This is a genomic window from Peribacillus frigoritolerans, assembly GCF_004358755.1.
In the GTDB taxonomy this organism is placed as follows: Bacteria; Bacillota; Bacilli; order Bacillales; family Bacillaceae; genus Bacillus_P.
The window spans coordinates 582,707-602,441 of record NZ_SMZY01000001.1 but is presented as its reverse complement, the minus strand read 5'-3'; the positions used below and the strand labels follow the sequence as shown (position 1 = coordinate 602,441).

The window sequence follows — 19,735 nt, the reverse complement described above, 5'->3', positions numbered from 1 at the left end:
TCCTTCTTCTATTCTTATACGAATGAAACTTAATACAAAAAGCCCCTTCATTTAATTAGAAGGGACTCCATTTTTACGTTTTCTGGTGTTTTTTCCGAAATAAAATAGTTCCAATTATCAGCAGGACAGCTCCAATCACCATGTAAGTATAGGTATTTGTCGCAGTCAAGGGAAGTTTGTTGCTGTTATCATTCTTCGAATCTGTTTCACCTGACGATTTACTATCTGAATCATCTTTCTTATTAGGTTCATTTGGACCCGGAACTGTTCCGCCGCCTGCAGGTTTTTCTTCATCAGCATCACTCGGAGGCTCCGTCACTTCATTTTCAAGTGCTAAAATGAATGTACCTCCAAGTTCCCGTTCCGCTAAATCAACTGTTACTTGCTTATCACTGGAAACCTTGTATTTTTTGCCGCTGTATAAATCTATAATCTTATCAGACTCCTCAAATGGCACATCAATTGTAATCTGCTGTTCATCTTCTGTCGTGTTTATTCCAATAACCAGAGATTCATCCTTGTAATCTCTATTGAAAACAAGGTAACCCTCTTCATTGCTGCCTGCTACTTTTGTCCGTTCTCCTTTTGAAAAAACGCGGGAATAGTCTTTACGGATGTTTAACAGCTTCTGATAATGAGTAAGGAGATCATTATTTGCCGTATTGTCCCAGTCAAGATTATACCTATTTTCATTAAACTCGCCTTTATCCATGTCGCCTGCATGCTTTCCAGATTGCCCAAGCTCTTCTCCGTAATAAATAACCGGCTGCCCTTTTGCTGTAATTTGCAGAGCAGCGGCAATTTTCTGCTTGCTTTTATCTCCGCCTGCGTGCGCCAATAAGAAACCGTCTTCGTCATGGCTGCTCAGAAACTGTCCCATTGCGGCTGTGTTCGAGAGCTTGCCGTTTCGTTCTTCAAGTCTTGCTTCAACAGCTTCAATCTCTCCATTGATAAAATCTCTTGCGTCGTATTTAAAATTGAAATCAAGCAGAGAATCCATCTGTCCGCTGTTTAAGTAACCGCCTGTATTATCGATGCCCCCGCCATAATATTCACCAATCATTTTGAAATCAGGATTCACTTTGGTCAGCTCATTTTTAAATGCTTTCCATGTTGTATCTTCCACATGTTTTACAGTGTCTACCCTGAAGTAATCAATAGCATTTCCTTTTTTTGTTTTGTGTGATGCCCACGCTGTCTGCCAGTCAATGATTTGCTTTCTTACAGCCGGATCTTCGGTAATCAGGTCCGGCAAACCGGCAAGCTCCCCTTTTATAACATCCGTTCCTCCGCTCCGGAGCATTCCCTTAAAGCGATCCCGATCTTCATCTCCAGGGAAATTGGGAATGTTTTGTTCATTTTTATCCGTTTCTTTCAATCCATAGCCGGTATGATTCAGGACCACATCGACCATTACTTTCATATTTCTTTCATGCGCTTTATCAAGCAATTCATTTAAATCGTCCATCTCGCCAAGATGTTCATCAAGCCTTGAAAAATCCTTTGCCCAATATCCGTGGTACCCGTATTGATTGCCGCTTTTATTATGACGCAGATCCCAATCAATATTATCGACTATTGGTGTAATCCAGATCGTATTGATGCCAAGATCATCAAGATAGTCAAGCTTCTCCGTTATCCCTTTAAAATCGCCGCCGTGATACGTTTCAGGATGGTTTACATCATATCCTTCATGATTCGGGTCATTATTCCCTTTGTCTCCGTCATAAAAGCGATCAGTCAGCATAAAGTAAATTCGGGCCTCATCCCAGTCGAAATCCCCTTCTCCTCCGGAAACTCGCGGTTTCACTGAAACGGATGCTTTCCCAGTATGTTTATTTCCAAATGCATCAACAGCTGTAACAGGAATTTCTTTATCACCGGCCGGCACTGAATCCTTAACTGACAAACTCACCTCTTTCAGTGCAGGATCGATTTGCAATACTTCCGGTCCTCCAAGAGACGATGCATCGGCATACATATCCGTAAACTGAATGGTTTCCTGGTCAGATTTTATATCTAAACTCAAGACCGCATTCTGGTTAGATGTGATCTCTTTTGGAAATACAGATGCCTTCATCTTTACTTTTGGAATCACGTAGTCTATATATGATTTCTCATAATATGGATCTGTTACTTCATTCGCTGTTCCGCCCTTTGTGACAAGATAGGTGTATTCATATTTGCCCTCTTCAGGGATATCAAATGTATAGGTGAAATATTCATTTTTCTCATCATATTTCATGTCAAATTGCTTGCCGTGAATTTTTATTTTTACATGCTCAACATCTGACATCGCATTGTTTTCGAAAAGCTCCTGATCCCGGTAGAAAAATGTTGCTTTTCCGTCTGATATAACAGGACCTTTTATCGCTGGAACTGTGTGAAATTCAGCCATTCCGCTTTCAACAAACACTTTTGTCAGCGGCTGATCTGGGTCTGTTTCTATATACCGGTCTTGATCATACGGATCTTTTACAGCCCAGTCCTGGCCTTTTCTAATGACAAATCCAATGTTTGATGCCTCTGCTCCAATTTCGAACGTTGATACGGCCCCTTGATCAGTCTCTTCCGTAAACCGTTTTTCCCCATCTTCAAGTCCCGTCTGCCATGTCCATATATTCCATCCGTCATAATCGGCATCTTCTCTGGAATAGGTAAACTGAACAAGCCTTTTGACCGGGCTTTTCATTTCACTTGTTTTAAAAGAAAGGGAAAGATCCTGTTTTAATCCTGTTCCTGATTTTTCTCCAGTAATGGCTTGTTTTGAAACAGTCAGTGTATAGTTTTGAGCTTTTTGCAGAGTCTCAGGAACGATTTTCAGCTGATTTGCATCCGCCGTAATTGCTGCCGTTATAGCCTGTCCTCCATTTTCTTTCAGGGAAATGCCGTCTGTCTGCCAGAGTTTAATAGACTCATTGAACGTCAGGATAATAGGAGAAGTTGTTTTAACGTCTTCATCTCCATCAGCAGGAGCTGCTGATGTAAGTTCAAGCTGTTCTGATCCGCTGATTCCATTTAGTGTATACTCCTTACTATAAACAGATTGCTCATTTGGCTGATCTTTTTCATTCCAGGATACCGCAGTATTGTTCCCTTCAGCTTCAGGACTCACATCAAATGCGCCATGTTCAGAAGCAGTATTTCCGCACAATACGGCAATCGCTTTTAAACGATCATCATTTTCAAGCCCCAGTTCGCTTAATGGAATTCTTCCTTCAAATCCCTTCGTGCGGTCAGCTGCAAACTGTGCACCTTTTATATTTTCCCAAGTTGAGAGTTTTGGATGATTAAAGTCTTCTGCACTGTACAATGCAGCACTCGCTATTTCATGATCGTTCTTTACTCTGGAAACAATATGAAACTGGGGTTTCGCGTCTGTACCGCCAAAATGGAACGGTGCGCCCCATGGATTTCCTTGCACTTTTGAATCTTCGTTATTAACATTTATTGCGAGATTCAGGTACATGCCACTTTCGCCCCAATTTGGGACATTTTTAGCTTCAACCCAATAATAGAGGAACTGACTGTCATTCTCCAGATGTACATCTCCGAGATGAAAACCTTCATATCCTGGATTATCAGATGTGGCCATTGGCTCAATTCCTGTCCAATCCTCACCGTTCCCATCAACTGTTATCACATTCTGTTCAGCAGCAAACACCTGCCATGAACTCATTACCCCGCTTGCCAGAAGCAGTATAATCAGCAAAATGGATATCCACTTGCTTTTCTTTCTCCTCATCCCATTTCCCCCTTTAGCTCTAAGCGAAATCGTTTGCACAATTTTAGTTTTACAAACACATGTAAACGATTACAATCCCAATCATATTTTGTCACGTTTCGACCGAAAAATCAATTGAAAATTCTGAAAAATAAATGCGCAGCCTGGCCTTTCATTAATCAAAAAAAGAACCTCATCAAGTAGAGAGGTTCTTCCTTATTTCAAGCATTTCAGTTTTTCTGTTAAGCTTTCAAATGCTGCTTTATCCTGGCGGTCAAGTGCGTCATCAATCATTTGAAGTAATTTTTCTTTTTGGAACGTTTGAATCGACTGCTCTAAAATGCGTTCGGCTACTACACGGTCTTTTTCATTAATGTTGAGATGTTTCGGCACAAATGGGTTCGATTCAAGCACTGCTGCATAATTCGGCGATTGGTAGGCCGAGCGGAAGTTGAGCTGAATGTACAGATCCTCGTCTTTATTTAACCGAATGTCATGGAAGGATTTTTCTGCATCCGTTGTCATGACATTTTCTTTGTAAAAACGAAACGGCACTTCCTCTACGCAGTGGGTCGACATGATAATCCCTCGCGGACAATACTGGGCCTGCTCAACGAAATGCACTTTTTCCATCAGCGTGTCGTGACTCATTAAGTAATTCAAAATCCAAACACATTCCCGTCTTTTCAACTGATAATGATTTAAAAACCACCTGATAAAATCTTTCTTCTCAATGACAGATACAGGGGCCATCATATGCATTTCCCTCCTCTGCTAACTGTAGATTCTTATTCTTAAAGTTCAACAGATCCTAGGTGAAATCCTTCCGATTGGACGTTAAAAATCATCTTCTAATTGTATCAAAATCTCTTCGATTTCGACATTCGCCGGATCATGCTTTAATGCCTGACGGAACATTTCCCTGGCGGCGGCGCGATTTCCGTCCTCTAACAAGTAATAGCCGTACTCTGTGAGAAAATCTGGTTCTTCCTTGAAGAAATTATATGCTCGCTGGTAATGGTTTAATGCATCCGAATATTGCTCTGTTTGATGATAAGCTCGTGCTAATTTACGATCGTATTCAGGATCTTCCTCGCCGTACCTCATTACTTCTTTCAAACAGTCAATGACTTCTTCATATTTTTGTTCCTGCATATAAATATTTGTCAGTGTAATCGTTGCTTCGACATGCCCCGGATCAATGGCAATTGCTTGCTGGAGCAAGGCGGAAGCTTCGTTTGGCTCATTATTTTTTAAAGCGATTTTCCCGCCGTAAACGTAAAGCTCTTTATTATACTCATCCGCCTTCAGGCCGTCTTTTACTGTTTCTAGGCTTTCCGCAAGCATGCCTTCTGCTTCATATGCTTTAGCTAAATATAAATAAAGAGATGTATATTCATGGTCGAGTTCTTTTAATTTTAAAAACTGATCAATTGCTGTTTTGGGATAATTCGCCTGCAGAGCTGTGAAACCATAGCCGAACAATGTGTGCAGATCTACTTGTTCATCGACCGCTTTCTCATAATACGGAATCGCTTCTTCAAATTCGCCTGAGGCGCTGATTGATTCTGCAAGCCTCTGATACACATTAACTCCGGTTAACACCTTGTGCTCTTTTAAAACATCCTTAAAATAAGGGATTGCTTTATGATAATGTCCTTGATGAAAATAAAGCTCGCCTAAAGCAAAGTCAATGACGGGTTCATCAGGGACGATTTTTTTTGCAGACAGCAGCTTTTGTTCGCTGACTTCATTTAATCCCTGCATTTGATACAAATCAGCTGAAAGGATCAAAGCCTGTACATACGCAGGATCTGTTTCAGGGATTGTACTTAATAGTTCAATTGCCTTTTCTTCTTCGTCCATATCTATATAGACTTCTGCTAAAAATACCGTAACCTCAGATTCTTCCGGATATAACGTATGCATGTCTTCCATTATACTCAGAGCCTGCTCTGTGTTGCCCCACTGGTAGTATTTTTCTGCAAGCAGAAATTTTTCTTCATCATGCAGAGTCTTCTCAAGCCCTGAAAGTTTTTTTAAACCCTCTTCAGCTTGTCCTGACTCAACTAATTCAATTGCTTCGATTAGTGAATTTTTCAACTTGTAACGCCCTTTCCAAGGAAAATCCTTATGGGACTGCATTTGCGGCAAACCTGCCTGACATGGATATGGCACAGAACTCTCCAAACCCAGGCTTTATGCAGACTTTTTCATCCACTTTGATCAGCTGTCCCTTATGAATCGTAAATTTAGGAATATGATTATGATACCCGCTAGCGGACATTTCTTCAACTGAATTGAACTCATTCCGCACATAGAGGTTATAATCAACTTCGCCGCCGATCCTGATTTCTCCTTTTTCAGGGTATAACCCTATTTTCATTAATAGTGATTTTTCAAGAATATCATGTTCTGGAGGACAGTCCGGTTCTGCTGCCATTCGGTGTCTATCCATCAATGCAGCAAACTGTTTTCTCCTTTTATCTGATGATGATCCGTTCCATTGAGGCAGGAATGTCATCGGGAATCCATATATGCATCCGCGAATCCATTCCCACGGAAAATCAGCAATTGAATCTTCTGAATGAATTTCTAAAATAAGCAGTGGAATTTTATTTTTTTTGCAGCTAATGAGCAATGATGGGGTCAATCTTTTCAGCGGAACTTTCACACCGATGCAGTAATCGATTGGAGAATTAATCATCAATTGTTTCTTTTTGCGAATCGCTTCGGGGAGATCCCGTTCATATTCTGCCTGAGCAATGGCTATAACTGTGGTACAGCCCTTTGAAATCAGCTTTTCCGTAAAGATTCGTTTTATTTCTGTAAAAGAACCTCCAATAGAAAAGTCAAGCATCACGTGTCCAGGTGTTAACAGATAGTCCGCAGCGTTCATTTTCATGCACGTCATCCTCTGCAGCGAAGGACTCATGTAATCAATTTTGTTGTTTCGAATTAGAATGGAAGTATTAACAAGTTCGCCAGTTTTTAAAACATTTGCATCTTCAATAAGATAGGACAACGCCTTTTATCCCTCCCCCTGAAACCTTCTTAAGACAAGCTATGAAGGGAAGGGGCAGGATATGACTGTTAATGAAAAAACCTGCAGAAAAACTTTATTTCTGCAGGCATTTTTTAAATTGGCTGTTTTTGCAAAGAACGTTTTTTTCGATTAAAAATGTTGTCCGTTCCTTGCAGCGAAAGGAACTTGCTTTCCGCGGGGAGCGTGGAAGCCTCCTCGGCGAGCCTGTGGGGTCTTCTCTTTCGCTCTTTTTCCCGCAGAAGTCAAGTTTATCCGCCACAATCCACTAATGGCTTTAAACATCTAGTCTAAAAACAATAAAGTTTAGGAAAAGAGCTTTTAAATTCTCTGTCTGGCTCCACCGACCAACTCCTCGGCCAGAAAAATCGCTTCCGCCTTTTTAATCAGCGAGCTGATTTAAGTGATCGAAAAATTGCGGATAGGAAACATTGATTGCTTCATGTTCTGACAATGAAACGTCTCCCTCTGTTATAAGGGCCGCAACAGCAAGCATCATTCCAATCCGGTGATCACCGTGGCTTGAAACGGAAGCTGAGTTTCTTAAGGTCTGTTTACCGCGGATAATCATGCCGTCATCTGTCGGCTCAATTTCTGCTCCAAGTTTTTTCAGCTCCTGAACAACTGTATCAATGCGGTTTGTTTCCTTTACCTTCAGCTCACTTGCATCTTTAATGATCGTATCCCCTTCAGCTTGAGTGGCAAGCAGAGCAATCACGGGAATCTCATCGATCAATCGCGGAATCAGTTCGCCTGAAATGACCGTTCCTTTTAATTCAGATGTTGAAATCGTTAAATCTGCAACTGGCTCATGTGCGTGAGATCCTTTCTCTTCGATTGTTAAATCAGCACCCATTTTACGGAGAACCTCAATAATCCCGATCCTGGTCGGATTAATTCCTACGTTTTTCAGCGTAATGGTACTTGATGGAACAATTGCTCCTGCTACTAAGAAGAAGGCAGCAGAAGAAATATCTCCAGGAACGTGAATAGATGCAGCCTGTAAAGACTGACCTCCGATCAATTCTGCTGACAGACCTTCTTCCTTCACTTCTATACCAAATGCTCTCAGCATTCTTTCTGTATGATCCCTTGATTTATGCGGTTCTGTTACTTTCGTTTTTTCCTTATTTGCCTGAAGTCCTGCAAGCAGAATTGCTGACTTAACTTGAGCACTTGCTACAGGTGATACATAGTCTAATCCTTTAAGTTTGCCGCCGCGAATAGATATAGGCGTGTAATTGCCGTTTTGTCTGCCATCGATAGCTGCTCCCATTTCTCTCAGCGGGTCAGTGACGCGTGTCATCGGTCTTTTAGCGATCGATTCATCGCCGACAATGCAGGCATGAAAAGGACGGCCTGCTAAAATGCCAAGCATAAGACGGGTAGTTGTTCCCGAATTGCCGACATCAAGTATTCCCTCAGGCTCCCTTAGTGCATCAATACCTTTGCCATGCACTTTCACCTTTGTTCCTTCCTGATCGATTTCAACGCCCATTTGTCTAAAGCAGGCAATCGTTGATAAACAGTCTGCTCCTGCAAGGAAATTTTCAATGACAGTCTCACCGTTAGCAAGAGCTCCGAACATCACCGCTCTATGTGAAATGGATTTATCGCCTGGGATGGCAATTTCACCGCTTAACGTCTCTGCTCTCCGCAAATTTTTTTCATTTGACATGGTCCTCACCTCATTAACTGAAAAATGTTTTGTAGTCTGTATATTTCTCGATGCATTTTTGTGCACGTTCACGGTCGACATCCGTCTGGAAGCTTAATCTCAGCACACCGTAAATCTCTTCGCGTGTTTCGATAATCCGGATGTTCGTGATGCTGATTTCCTCCATTGCCAGATAACCTGTGATTTCAGAAATGACCCCTGGATAATCAGGTACATCCACATATAAATCGTAAAAAGAAGGAATAGCTCCTTTTTCTCTCTCAGGCAGGCCATCTCTAAAATCCTTTGCCTCCTGAAAATACGAAAATAGAGCATCTCCATTAAGTCCATCAACAAGCTCTCTGACACGGTTCATTTCGTATTGCCAGTCATCAAATAAAGCAAGCAGCTTGTCTTTATTATGGATGAGAATATCTCTCCACATCGCGGGGCTGCTTGAGGCAATCCTCGTGATATCGCGGAATCCTCCCGCTGCCAGACGCTTAATCACAGGATGACTGTCTTCAAAACGGCCTGCCTGATGAACAAGACTCGCTGCAACGATATGCGGAAAATGACTGATTACACCTGTAACCTCGTCATGTTCAGCTGGAGTCATTTCTACAAATTGAGCTTTCGTTCCTTTTAAGACGTTCTGAAGGATCCTAAGCGAAGCATGGGATGTATGAACCGTCGGCGTCAGGATATAAAAGGCATTTTCAAAAAGGTGCGCTTTCGCCGCGATCACTCCTGATTTATGCGAGCCGGCCATTGGATGTCCGCCGATGAACTGCACCCCGTCCCCGAAAACAGAAGCAGCGTATTTGCTGATTTTTTGTTTTGTGCTGCCAACATCCGTAATAATGACGCTTTCTTTTAAATGTTGTGAACTTAATTCGCTGATGATGGACAAAGTCTGTTCCACCGGAGTAGCAAGAATAATTAAATCGGCTGTTTCTATGCCGCCGAATTGATTTGGAGCTATTTCATCGATTACGGTCAGAGTCTTGGCGATTTCAGCCTGACTTTGATTAATATCATACCCGACAATCTTTACATCAGGAAACTCCTGCTTAACCGCAAGGGCGATCGAACCGCCGATTAGCCCGAGTCCGATGAGATGAATTTTTTCGATTTGCTGTTCCATTCTTTATCACCTTCGCTGCACATTATGTATGAAGAAAGAGGTGATTAAGATCACCTCTTCTTTTATGAAATCAATTCTGTCAGGATCTGCAGAATCTCTTCGTTTTGTTCTTTCGTTCCGATTGTGATGCGGATAGACGTTGGAAATCCAAGTGCATTACCGGAACGGACAATATAGCCTTTTTCCAGGAGAGCCTGAAACACTTCATCAGCATCGCGGTTAAAATCGATCAGAATAAAGTTTCCTTCTGAAGGATAGTAGGATAGACCGTGTTCTTTACTGAAATGGTAAAACTGTTCAAGACCCTGTTTGTTTTTTTCTGCACATTGTTTAATGAATTCCTGATCACCTAAAGCATGCAATGCGGCTGTCTGTCCTAAACGGTTCGTATTAAAAGGCTCTCTTGCAGGTTCGATGCTTTTGATTAACTCCCTGTTCGCAATTCCGTAACCGACGCGGAGGGCTGCAAGGCCGTATGCTTTTGAGAAAGTGCGGAGAATCATGACGTTATTATATTCTTTGATTAATGGAAGTGTTTCCGGAAAATCAGATGCTGTTACATATTCATAGTAAGCTTCATCCAGGATAACAAGCACATGCTTTGGCACCTTTTTCATGAAAGCATGCAAAGACTGCTCGTTAATATAAGTACCCGTTGGATTGTTTGGCGAACATAGCCAAATGACCTTTGTTTGTTCGTCAATTGCTGCAAGCATGGAGTCCAGATCGTGATCTCCATCGACCAGCGGAATTTCCTTAATATCCGCGCCTTCAATGATGGCATTGTGGCGGTATTGCGGAAATGTCGGTGTTGCCATTACTGTGTTCGTCCCTTTTTTCAAAAAGGCGCGGCAAATGATCTGAACAATTTCATCGGATCCATTTCCAAAAATAATTTCATTTTCTTCTACGTTTAAAAAACGTGCCAGCGTTTCACGAAGCAGAGCGCTGTAGCCGTCTGGATACATAGCAAGCTGATTCAGTTCATCCTGAATGGCTTTTTTCGCGCGTTCTGAGCTGCCGTACGGATTTTCATTGGAAGCGAGCTTCACAATGTGAGTTAAGTTATACTCTTTTTTTACTTCTTCGATCGGTTTACCCGGCTGATACGGTTTTAAGTTCGTAAGCTGATCTTTAATTTGCATGAATGGACACCTCTTCTGTAATAAAAGCGAAGATTTCTTCGCTTGCTGCTCGATTTACCCTGTGCTTACTTTAGCGTCTGAAACAAAGGAGGAAGCTTTTTCTGCAAACTCGAGAAGGGCAGCATCCAATGAATCTTCCTCTTTCAGTTTTGAAGATAACCTCTCAACTTCTTCAATAAGTGCACTTCCTACAACAACTCCGTCACATACCTTTGTCAGTTCTTCTACGTGTTCCTTTGAAGAAACACCGAAACCGACAACGACTGGAACTGCAGCTTCTTGTTTTACCTCACTCAGAAAATCGAAAATGCGCTGATCGAACGTCTTTCTCGAACCTGTTACACCTAACGATGAAACACAGTATAGAAAACCTTCTGCATTTGACACAATTTTCTTAAGCCGCTGAACAGAAGTAGGGGCAACCATTGAAATAAACGTGACGTCATGCTGCCTGCAGGACTCTCTCAAATCTCCGCTCTCTTCGAAAGGAAGATCCGGAATCAGCAGCCCGTCTATTGTGTTTTTTTCCGCTAAAGCAAAGAAGGATTCTTTTCCTAATTGTAACACAGGATTATAATACGTAAAAAGAATTATTGGAATAGTTAGACCTCTTTCGCGCATAGCTGGAACGAGTTCCATGGCTTTTACAATATTCATTCCGGCCGACAGCGATCTTTGCGAAGCCCTTTGGATGACAGGACCGTCCGCCAGGGGATCTGAATATGGGATGCCAAGTTCTATAGCTGAAGCTCCAGCCTTCTGAAGAGTAAGCGCGAGTCCGATTGTGGCTTCGCCATTTGGGTCGCCTGCTGTTATAAACGGGATAAATAATTTCTTATTTTGAGCAAGCTGCTTCTGCAAGTATTCCTGCATTCTTATCGCCCCCTTCAAGAGATTCCATCAGTGTATGAACATCTTTGTCTCCGCGTCCTGATAGACAGATGAGCAGCGTTTCATCTGGATCCATTTTCTCTGCAAGCTGGAAGGCTTTTGCAAGAGCATGGGCGGTTTCAATAGCCGGAAGAATTCCTTCTTCCTTTGCTAAGAAAGTCAGCGCTTCTAATGCCTCGTCATCTGTTATGCTCTCATATTTTACCCGGCCAGTATCTGCAAGGTGTGCATGCTCAGGTCCAATTCCAGGGTAATCAAGCCCGGCTGAAATGGAGTATGGTTCAATAATTTGCCCGTACTCATCCTGGATCAGGTAAGTGAGCGAACCATGAATAACTCCTTTTGTGCCCTTGGTGATGGTTGCAGCATGGAGAGGTGTATCAACGCCTTTGCCTGCTGCTTCAACGCCGACAAGCTCAACATCTTCCTCAATGAAGGCTGCAAACATGCCAATCGCATTGCTTCCTCCTCCGACGCATGCGACAACTTTATCAGGAAGGCAATCCATTCGTTCAGCCAGCTGCTGCTTTGCTTCATCTCCTATTACTCTTTGAAACTCTCTGACCATTTGCGGATATGGATGAGGTCCTACTACTGAACCGATCATATAAAAATGATCCTCACAATGCTGAACCCAGTATCTGATCGCTTCGTTCGTAGCATCCTTCAGCGTTTTATTTCCGCTGTGAACAGGGATAACTTCTGCCCCTAGCAGCTTCATCCGAAAGACGTTAAGCTGCTGACGGATCACATCTTCTTCCCCCATAAAGACTTTGCATTCCAGGCCGAATTTTGCTGCAACCGTTGCTGCCGCAACACCGTGCTGTCCTGCACCTGTCTCTGCGATGATTTTTGTTTTCCCCATTTTCTGTGCCAGCAGGGCCTGGCCAATCGCATTATTAATTTTGTGTGCGCCTGTATGGTTAAGATCCTCGCGTTTCAGGAAAATCTTTGCTCCGCCAAGTTTTTTCGTTATGTTTTCGGCATAGGTCAAAGTTGTCGGCCTTCCGGAATATTCAATGAGAAGACGGTGGTATTCGTTCATAAATTCAGGATCTGCCGCTGCTTCTGCAAATGCCTCCTGCAATTCTTCAAGCGGCTGCATTAACGTTTCAGGTACATACTTCCCTCCATAATCTCCGAATCTGCCAAATTCATCTGGAAACTGATACATGGTGATTCACCCTTTCTTCTAGCCTTGTCAATAAGGCCTCATCTTTTTTTCCGTTTTGTTCAATCCCGCTAGAAATATCAATTCCCGGCGGATGAAGCCCGAGCAGCTGTTCAATATTGTCAGGAGTAAGGCCTCCTGCAATGAAGAGTGTTTTGTTTATCTCCTCAGCGGCCTGTATATAACACGGCACTTTTGACCAATCGAATGTCCGGCCAGTTCCTCCGAAAGCGTCTTTGACTTTAGAATCAATCACAAAGCCGTCCGCTGCTTCTGCATATAATTTCATATCAGACAGTGTTCCCTCATAATGGGGCAATGCCTTCCATACTTCCCTCTTAAAATGATGCTTGATTTCAGCAATTTCTTTGACTGTCTCCGAGCCGTGGCATTGAATGACATCGATTGGAAGTTCATTCATGACTTGTTCTATTTCATCCAGCCGGGCATTTACAAATACCGCAACTAATTGTTTATCCTCAGTTTCAACTTCTTTCAGCCACTCTTTTACATCCAGAGCTTCCACTATCCGCTTGCTTTCAGCAAAAATCAGTCCGAGATAATCTGCATCTGACTTGCTTGTCAGCTTCAAATCTTCCAAAGATTGATTTCCGCATAACTTGATCAAAGGTTTACTCATTTTCTTCTCCATACAAAGCTTTGATAGCAGCTGTTTGATTCTCGCCTCGCATGAGTGATTCTCCGACTAAAATGGCATGCGCGCCTTCTTGCTGAACCGTTTTTACATCTTCAAATGTAAAAATGCCGCTTTCACTCACCATCAGAGTATCTTTTGGAACAAATGTTCTTATCGTCTTTATTTGATGGATATCTGTCTTAAAGGTTGAAAGATCTCTATTATTCACACCTAGTATTTTAGGGGTGAACACAGACAGAACATTTTCCAGGACTGCCAGAGAATGCACTTCCACCAATACATCCATGCCGAGCTCATAAGCATTCACATACAGTTCGTGCAGCTCTTTAGCTTCAAGCGCCTCTCCTATTAAAAGGATGGCATCTGCCCCTATATTCCTGGATTCCTCAACTTGCTTGTGATCAATAATGAAATCCTTTCTTAATACCGGAAGACTGACTTCTTTCTTAATTTCCGCTATAAAATCACGGTGGCCCTGAAAAAAGCTTTCATCTGTTAAAACAGAGAGACAATCCGCTTTTCCAGCTTCATAAGCTTTTGCAATTTCCACCGGATGAAAATTCTCTTTAATGACCCCTTTAGAAGGAGAAGCCTTTTTTACTTCCGCGATTAAAGCCGGTTTCCGGTTTGAATGCTTCAAGGCGCTGTAAAATGACCGTTCAGATACGTTATTTCTTTCGGGAATAGTCAGTGAAAGCACTTCTTCCCTTTTTTTTTCAAGAATTTTAGTAAGCATACTGCTCCTCCTTCTTTCTTTGAAGACGTGCGAGCTGACGATAGGCTGTGCCATTTGCGATTGCGTCTGCCGCTTTTTTTACTCCATCAGCAAGTGAATCCGTTTTGCCTGCTACATATAAAGCAGCACCGGCATTCAGTGCAACAATGTCTGCCGCCGCCCCGCTGCGCTTCCCCTCAAACACACCCAGAATCAGTTTTGCACTTTCAGCCGGGCTCTCAACCTGGATGTCTTTTAATTCTCCGCGCTGCAGTCCCATCTCTTCCGGGGTTATTTCATAGCGGTCAATCTTGCCGTTTTTCAGTTCAACAATATCTGTTACACCTGTAATACTGCATTCGTCGAGGCCATCTCTTCCTGTAACAAGGAGAACATGTTCTGAGCCAAGCTCGCGCAGGGCAAAGGCTATTTTTTCTGCATACTCTGTAGAGAACACCCCCATTACCTGGCGCTTGGCATCAGCAGGGTTTGCTAATGGTCCAAGAAGGTTAAAAACCGTCCTGAAGCCGATTTCCTGTCTAGGGCTTACAGCATGCTTCATGGAAGAATGGTAGATTGGCGCGAACAGAAAACTCATATCATAAGCCTGCAGAGCGAGCTTCGCTTCATCCGGTGTTGTTTGAATGGAGATCCCAAGCTGTTCAAGCACATCAGCACTGCCGCTTTTGGATGAGATTGCCCGATTGCCGTGCTTTGCTACTTTTACTCCGAGCGCAGACGCAAGGATTGCTGATGCAGTCGAAATATTAAATGTCGATGCCCCGTCTCCGCCTGTTCCGCATGTGTCAATCAGGTCCTCTGCATAATCAATGCGGGTCATATGCTGTTTCATTGCTTTTGCAAAACCGACAAGCTCGTCAACCGTTTCACCGCGGAATCTTAATATGGAAATGAAACTTGCGATTTGGCTGGAAGTGGCTTTTCCCTCCATTACCTGATTCATGGCAGCCATTGCCTCTTCTTCTGTCAGCGTATGGCCTTCAATGCATTTGCTGAGTAATGTTTTCATGTTCTGCCTCCTCCTTTTTGCCAAACACTTTTTCTGCAAGTTCAATGGTTTTAATTAAGGCGCTTGCTTTATTTCTCGTTTCTTTCCATTCAAGTTCAGGCTTTGAATCTGCTACAATTCCGGCACCGGCCTGAACATAAGCTTTTCCGCCCTGCAAAGAAATTGTCCTGATTGTAATGCAAGAATCAATATTGCCGTCAAAGCCTATATAGGCGATGCACCCTGCGTACGCGTTTCTCGCTGTTGGTTCGAGCTCCTGCAGAATCTGCATGGCCCTCACCTTAGGGGCGCCAGATACCGTTCCGGCCGGGAAGGATGAAAGCAAAGCATCTATGGGATGTATGCCGGTTTTTAATTGACCGGTCACCTTTGAAATTAAATGCATCACGTGTGAAAAACGTCCGAGCTCCATTAAAACCGGAGTCTTAACTGTCCCGTAATCAGCTACTCTGCCAATATCATTTCTCGCCAGGTCAACAAGCATATAATGCTCTGCTTTTTCTTTTTCATCGCTGCGCAGATCTTCCTCAAGCCTCAGATCCTCTTCTTCCGTCTTTCCGCGTTTTCTGGTTCCTGCAATCGGATGAATTTCGAGATAGCCGTCCTGAACGTAGATCAGCCTCTCAGGAGAACTGCCGATCAGCTCAGTCTCATCAAATTTGATGTAAAACATGTAAGGCGAGGGATTGACAACCCTCAGCATTCGATATAAGTCAAAGCCTTTTGCTGTTATGGGCATTTCGAATCTTTGAGAAAGAACGCCCTGAAAAATATCCCCTGCTCTGATGTATTCTTTTATTTTTTCGACTGAGTCAAGAAAATCATCCTTTTCAAAATTGGAGGTTACTCCTTCAAACGAAACAGATGCCTGATCCATCGGAGAGAGCATCAAATCATTGAAATCCCTTTTTTCAGTCAGCTGGGAAATCAGCTGATTGATTTTGGCTTCAGCAATGTCATAAACTGCCCGCTTGCCTCCTTCTGACTCTTTTCCGGAGAGGCGTTCGTAATGGATAAACGAAAGTGTTTTATCAATATGATCGAATGCGATCATCGTATGGCAAACGAATAAAAGGCACTTTTTAAAATTCAGATCTTGATTGGCATGCTTTGGTACTCGTTCAAACATCGTGACAGAATCGTATCCTAAATAGCCTACAGCACCCCCTGCAAACGGAATATCAAGATCTGGAAGCTTTACTTTTAAATAGCCGTCCATCCATTGGAAGATTTCTTTCAGAGATGAAGATTCATAGATTGTATTTCTTTGTTTGGACCTCACGCAGTAGCGGTCATTTTCTTCTTCAATGAACAAAAAAGGATTTAATCCAATAAATGAATAACGTGACCATGACGATTCGGCATCTTTGCTTTCTAATAAATACACCGCTTCATCTTCAAACACTTTAAAAAGCTGAATCGGAGTAAACGTGTCAACTTGAAAAGACTTAATAACAGGTATGGTTTGATAGCTCATGCTATCTTGTTTAAATGAGGCAAAATCGGTATGAAACATAAGTACTCACTCCTCCAGCATGGTGGAGAATAAGTATTTAGGAGGTATTAAGCGGAAACGCTGCGGTAAAACGAAAAAACCCAAAAACAAAGAATCTCTGTTTTTGGGTAGTCTTAACCGTAACGGAAAATATAAAAGACCTCAGCTAAACTCATTCTCGGCTACCCTAAACTATGCTAAACTAATTGATTTTTCACTGAACTGATCTGACTTGCTCACTATACTCATCTAACGCACTGGAACATATTAGAAGCTCTCTTCTAATTTCTATTCTTGGGCTCTATCTTAATACACATGCTGTTTTCTGTCAACGAATGATGTTCCCGCCTAAGGGAGGAACATCAGGCACTATTTAATAAATTTAAATTTATTCTTTGTCTGTTAAATCGGGTCTTAGCACAATCGCTTTTCCCTGATATACATGCTTTACTTCTTTTTGATTAAGCCGAGTCTCTACTGTCATCATGACCCTGATGCACTTTTCAAGACTTCCAGCTACAGGGATTTCCTGCATGCACATGACAGGAACAAATTCCCATCCATCAAAATTCCGCAGAGCTTTCGCCGGAAAAACCGCATCTAAATCGGCAGTCATTGAAAGCAGGACAGATGCGACATCTTCAGGCTCTACATTATTTTTTTCAATCATTTCTAAAACAAGAGCTTCCGTTGCTTTAATGATCTGATCTTCATCATTGTGATCAACTGTAGCAGCTCCTCTAATTGCACGAATCAAACTGATCCCTCCTGTCTCCATGTTTCTAGCAAGGATCTTAATTGATCTCTTTCGAAAGGTGAAATTTCCGGTGCTCCGATCGTTTTTAACAGAACCATTGTGATCGTCCCGGAATGCGACTTTTTATCTTTCAGCATTCTGCTGATTAAAGCATCCGAAGATAAGTTTTCAGGCACTTCAACCGGAAAGCCTAATTCTTTAAACCAATTTTTGATTTTTTCATAAGGAAGACTCAAACTGTGAATTTTCCCGCTCAGCCAGATCGCAAAAAGCATGCCGATGGCAACCCCATCACCGTGGCTGATCTTTCCATATCCTTCGGAAGCTTCAATCGCATGTCCCAGGGTATGGCCAAAGTTCAGATGGGCTCTCACGCCGGTTTCTTTTTCATCTTCTTTTACGACTGCCGCTTTGACATGAATCCCTTCAAGAATCATATGCTGAAGTTTTTCATCATCCAAGTCATCGAGAACAGAAATTTCAGACGTCAGCCAATGATAGAAATCCGCGTTTCCAATCAGTCCGTGTTTGATCACTTCTGCAAATCCAGAACGAAGCTCATGAACCGGCAATGTCGAAAGAAAAGCCAGATCATAAATGACTGCCCGGGGCTGATGAAACGCACCGATCATGTTTTTCCCTTCCGGGTGGTTAATCGCGACTTTCCCTCCGACCGCACTATCATGTGCAAGCAAAGTAGTCGGCAGCTGAATGAATGGGATACCTCTCATATATGTAGCAGCAGCAAAACCGGCCAAGTCGCCAATGACTCCTCCGCCGAATGCAAGAATGAGAGATTTCCGGTCAAGTCCAAGTTTAAGAGCGAGCGTTTGAATATCATAGAAAGATTGGAAAGATTTATACTCTTCCCCGCTCGGCACAACGAAAACTTCCGTTTTATAAAAATGGCTCAATGCATTCAGCAGCCGCTCACCGTAAAGGCTTTGAACAGCTGCATCAGCAATAATCAATATACTTGAAGGCTTTATTTCATTTACTTGCTTAATCAGTTCAGTTTCAATGATATTTCTTCCTACTGAAACGGGATATGATCCGGAAGCAGTTTCAATAAGCAAATTCTTCATTAGAACTTCCTCGCATACTCGCGCATTTCCTGAACGTGCTCACGGATTGCATCCATCCGGTCTGAACCGAATTGTTCAAGAATCGCATTCGCAATTTCCCATGCCACAACGGCTTCAGCAACTACACTTGCTGCAGGCACGGCACAGCTGTCAGAACGTTCGATGCTGGCTGAAAAAGGTTCTTTCGTTTCAATATCAACACTTTGAAGAGGTTTATACAGGGTTGGAATTGGCTTCATGACTCCTCTGACTACAATCGGCATGCCCGTAGACATTCCGCCTTCTAAACCGCCTAAGCGATTCGTTTTGCGTGAGTAGCCATTCTCTTCGCTCCAAATAATTTCGTCATGTACTTCACTGCCAAATCTTCGGGCTGCTTCAAAACCGATGCCAAATTCCACACCTTTAAAAGCATTGATGCTAATGATGGCCGCTGCAATTTTCGAATCAAGCTTGCGGTCGTAATGAACATAGCTGCCGACCCCGGCAGGCATTCCTTCTACAATCACTTCCACGACACCGCCGATGGAATCGCCATTGCTCTTAGCATCATCAATGGCCTGCATCATTTTTACTGCAGCATTCTCATCCAGGCAGCGGACAGGCGATTCCTCAGTGACCCGCTGTAATTCTTCAATAGACGGATACTCTGTTTTTTCAGCTTTGATTGCTCCGATTTCAACTACATGTCCTGCAACTTTAATGCCAAGCTCTGCCAATAGCTTTTTAGCTACTGCACCAACCGCAACTCTGACCGTTGTTTCACGGGCAGAAGAGCGTTCAAGCACGTTGCGGATATCTCTGTGCCCGTATTTAATCGCTCCGTTTAAATCAGCATGTCCAGGCCGCGGACGGCTGATCTGGCGTTTAATATCTTTTTCTTCGCCTTCTTCTAAAGGCTCGATTCCCATAATATTCGTCCAATGTTTCCAATCATTATTTTCAACTACAAGTGCGATTGGAGAGCCAAGTGCTTTTCCATGACGGATTCCGCTTGTAATCTGAACCTCGTCCTTCTCAATCTGCATTCTTCTTCCTCTGCCATGTCCCTTTTGTCTGCGCGAAAGATCGAGGTTAATATCCTCTGCAGTAATTGACAGCCCCGCCGGCACTCCTTCAACAATAGCTGTTAACTGCGGTCCATGTGATTCTCCTGCTGTTAAGTATCTCATCTAAAGCTCTCCCTTCAGCGCACTAACGCTTTTAAGTAACACTAT

Annotated in this window: 16 protein-coding genes; all 16 read right to left on the bottom strand. The window is 42.8% G+C overall.

The features are described 5' to 3' along the window. Nucleotides 1-73: 73 nt before the first annotated feature. Nucleotides 74-3,745: an alpha-amylase family glycosyl hydrolase gene (locus E2R53_RS03155; RefSeq protein WP_165970866.1), complete on the bottom strand. Its 3,672-nt coding sequence runs from the start codon at nt 3,743-3,745 to the stop codon at nt 74-76. Between the two features lie 195 nt (nt 3,746-3,940). Then, nucleotides 3,941-4,480: a ReoY family proteolytic degradation factor gene (locus E2R53_RS03150; RefSeq protein WP_133310364.1), complete on the bottom strand. Its 540-nt coding sequence runs from the start codon at nt 4,478-4,480 to the stop codon at nt 3,941-3,943. A gap of 81 nt (nt 4,481-4,561) precedes the next feature. Then, complete coding sequence (locus E2R53_RS03145) at nt 4,562-5,869, bottom strand: tetratricopeptide repeat protein (protein WP_133311129.1); 1,308 nt, start codon at nt 5,867-5,869, stop codon at nt 4,562-4,564. Continuing rightward, entirely contained in the window at nt 5,856-6,749 is an 894-nt protein-coding gene (locus tag E2R53_RS03140; protein WP_133310363.1) for a hypothetical protein, read from the bottom strand. The genes E2R53_RS03145 and E2R53_RS03140 overlap by 14 nt, the downstream gene beginning before the upstream one ends. A gap of 400 nt (nt 6,750-7,149) precedes the next feature. Then, a complete protein-coding gene (aroA, locus tag E2R53_RS03135; protein WP_133310362.1) occupies nt 7,150-8,445 on the bottom strand; it encodes a 3-phosphoshikimate 1-carboxyvinyltransferase in 1,296 nt (431 codons plus the stop codon). Nucleotides 8,446-8,458: 13 nt separating this feature from the next. Continuing rightward, nucleotides 8,459-9,571 carry a prephenate dehydrogenase gene (locus E2R53_RS03130; protein ID WP_133310361.1) on the bottom strand — a complete coding sequence of 371 codons (1,113 nt, stop codon included), beginning with the start codon at nt 9,569-9,571 and terminating at the stop codon, nt 8,459-8,461. A gap of 62 nt (nt 9,572-9,633) precedes the next feature. Then, nucleotides 9,634-10,716, bottom strand: coding sequence for a histidinol-phosphate transaminase (hisC, locus tag E2R53_RS03125; protein ID WP_133310360.1), 1,083 nt, complete (start codon nt 10,714-10,716; stop codon nt 9,634-9,636). Between the two features lie 54 nt (nt 10,717-10,770). Continuing rightward, entirely contained in the window at nt 10,771-11,589 is an 819-nt protein-coding gene (trpA, locus tag E2R53_RS03120) for a tryptophan synthase subunit alpha (RefSeq protein WP_133310359.1), read from the bottom strand. After that, complete coding sequence (gene trpB / locus E2R53_RS03115) at nt 11,552-12,781, bottom strand: tryptophan synthase subunit beta (protein ID WP_133310358.1); 1,230 nt, start codon at nt 12,779-12,781, stop codon at nt 11,552-11,554. The genes trpA and trpB overlap by 38 nt, the downstream gene beginning before the upstream one ends. Continuing rightward, nucleotides 12,762-13,418 carry a phosphoribosylanthranilate isomerase gene (locus E2R53_RS03110; RefSeq protein WP_133310357.1) on the bottom strand — a complete coding sequence of 219 codons (657 nt, stop codon included), beginning with the start codon at nt 13,416-13,418 and terminating at the stop codon, nt 12,762-12,764. The genes trpB and E2R53_RS03110 overlap by 20 nt, the downstream gene beginning before the upstream one ends. Beyond that, on the bottom strand, nt 13,411-14,172 hold the full coding sequence (gene trpC / locus E2R53_RS03105; RefSeq protein ID WP_133310356.1) for an indole-3-glycerol phosphate synthase TrpC: 762 nt from the start codon (nt 14,170-14,172) through the stop codon (nt 13,411-13,413). The genes E2R53_RS03110 and trpC overlap by 8 nt, the downstream gene beginning before the upstream one ends. Then, nucleotides 14,162-15,181: an anthranilate phosphoribosyltransferase gene (trpD, locus tag E2R53_RS03100; RefSeq protein ID WP_133310355.1), complete on the bottom strand. Its 1,020-nt coding sequence runs from the start codon at nt 15,179-15,181 to the stop codon at nt 14,162-14,164. The genes trpC and trpD overlap by 11 nt, the downstream gene beginning before the upstream one ends. Then, nucleotides 15,153-16,697 carry an anthranilate synthase component I gene (gene trpE, locus E2R53_RS03095; protein WP_133310354.1) on the bottom strand — a complete coding sequence of 515 codons (1,545 nt, stop codon included), beginning with the start codon at nt 16,695-16,697 and terminating at the stop codon, nt 15,153-15,155. The genes trpD and trpE overlap by 29 nt, the downstream gene beginning before the upstream one ends. A gap of 367 nt (nt 16,698-17,064) precedes the next feature. After that, the gene (aroH, locus tag E2R53_RS03090) at nt 17,065-17,433 is read right to left on the bottom strand and encodes a chorismate mutase (protein WP_133310353.1); all 369 of its coding nucleotides are present in this window, start codon (nt 17,431-17,433) and stop codon (nt 17,065-17,067) included. Beyond that, the gene (gene aroB, locus E2R53_RS03085; RefSeq protein ID WP_133310352.1) at nt 17,430-18,518 is read right to left on the bottom strand and encodes a 3-dehydroquinate synthase; all 1,089 of its coding nucleotides are present in this window, start codon (nt 18,516-18,518) and stop codon (nt 17,430-17,432) included. The genes aroH and aroB overlap by 4 nt, the downstream gene beginning before the upstream one ends. Beyond that, the gene (gene aroC, locus E2R53_RS03080) at nt 18,518-19,690 is read right to left on the bottom strand and encodes a chorismate synthase (protein ID WP_133310351.1); all 1,173 of its coding nucleotides are present in this window, start codon (nt 19,688-19,690) and stop codon (nt 18,518-18,520) included. The genes aroB and aroC overlap by 1 nt, the downstream gene beginning before the upstream one ends. Nucleotides 19,691-19,735 lie beyond the last annotated feature (45 nt).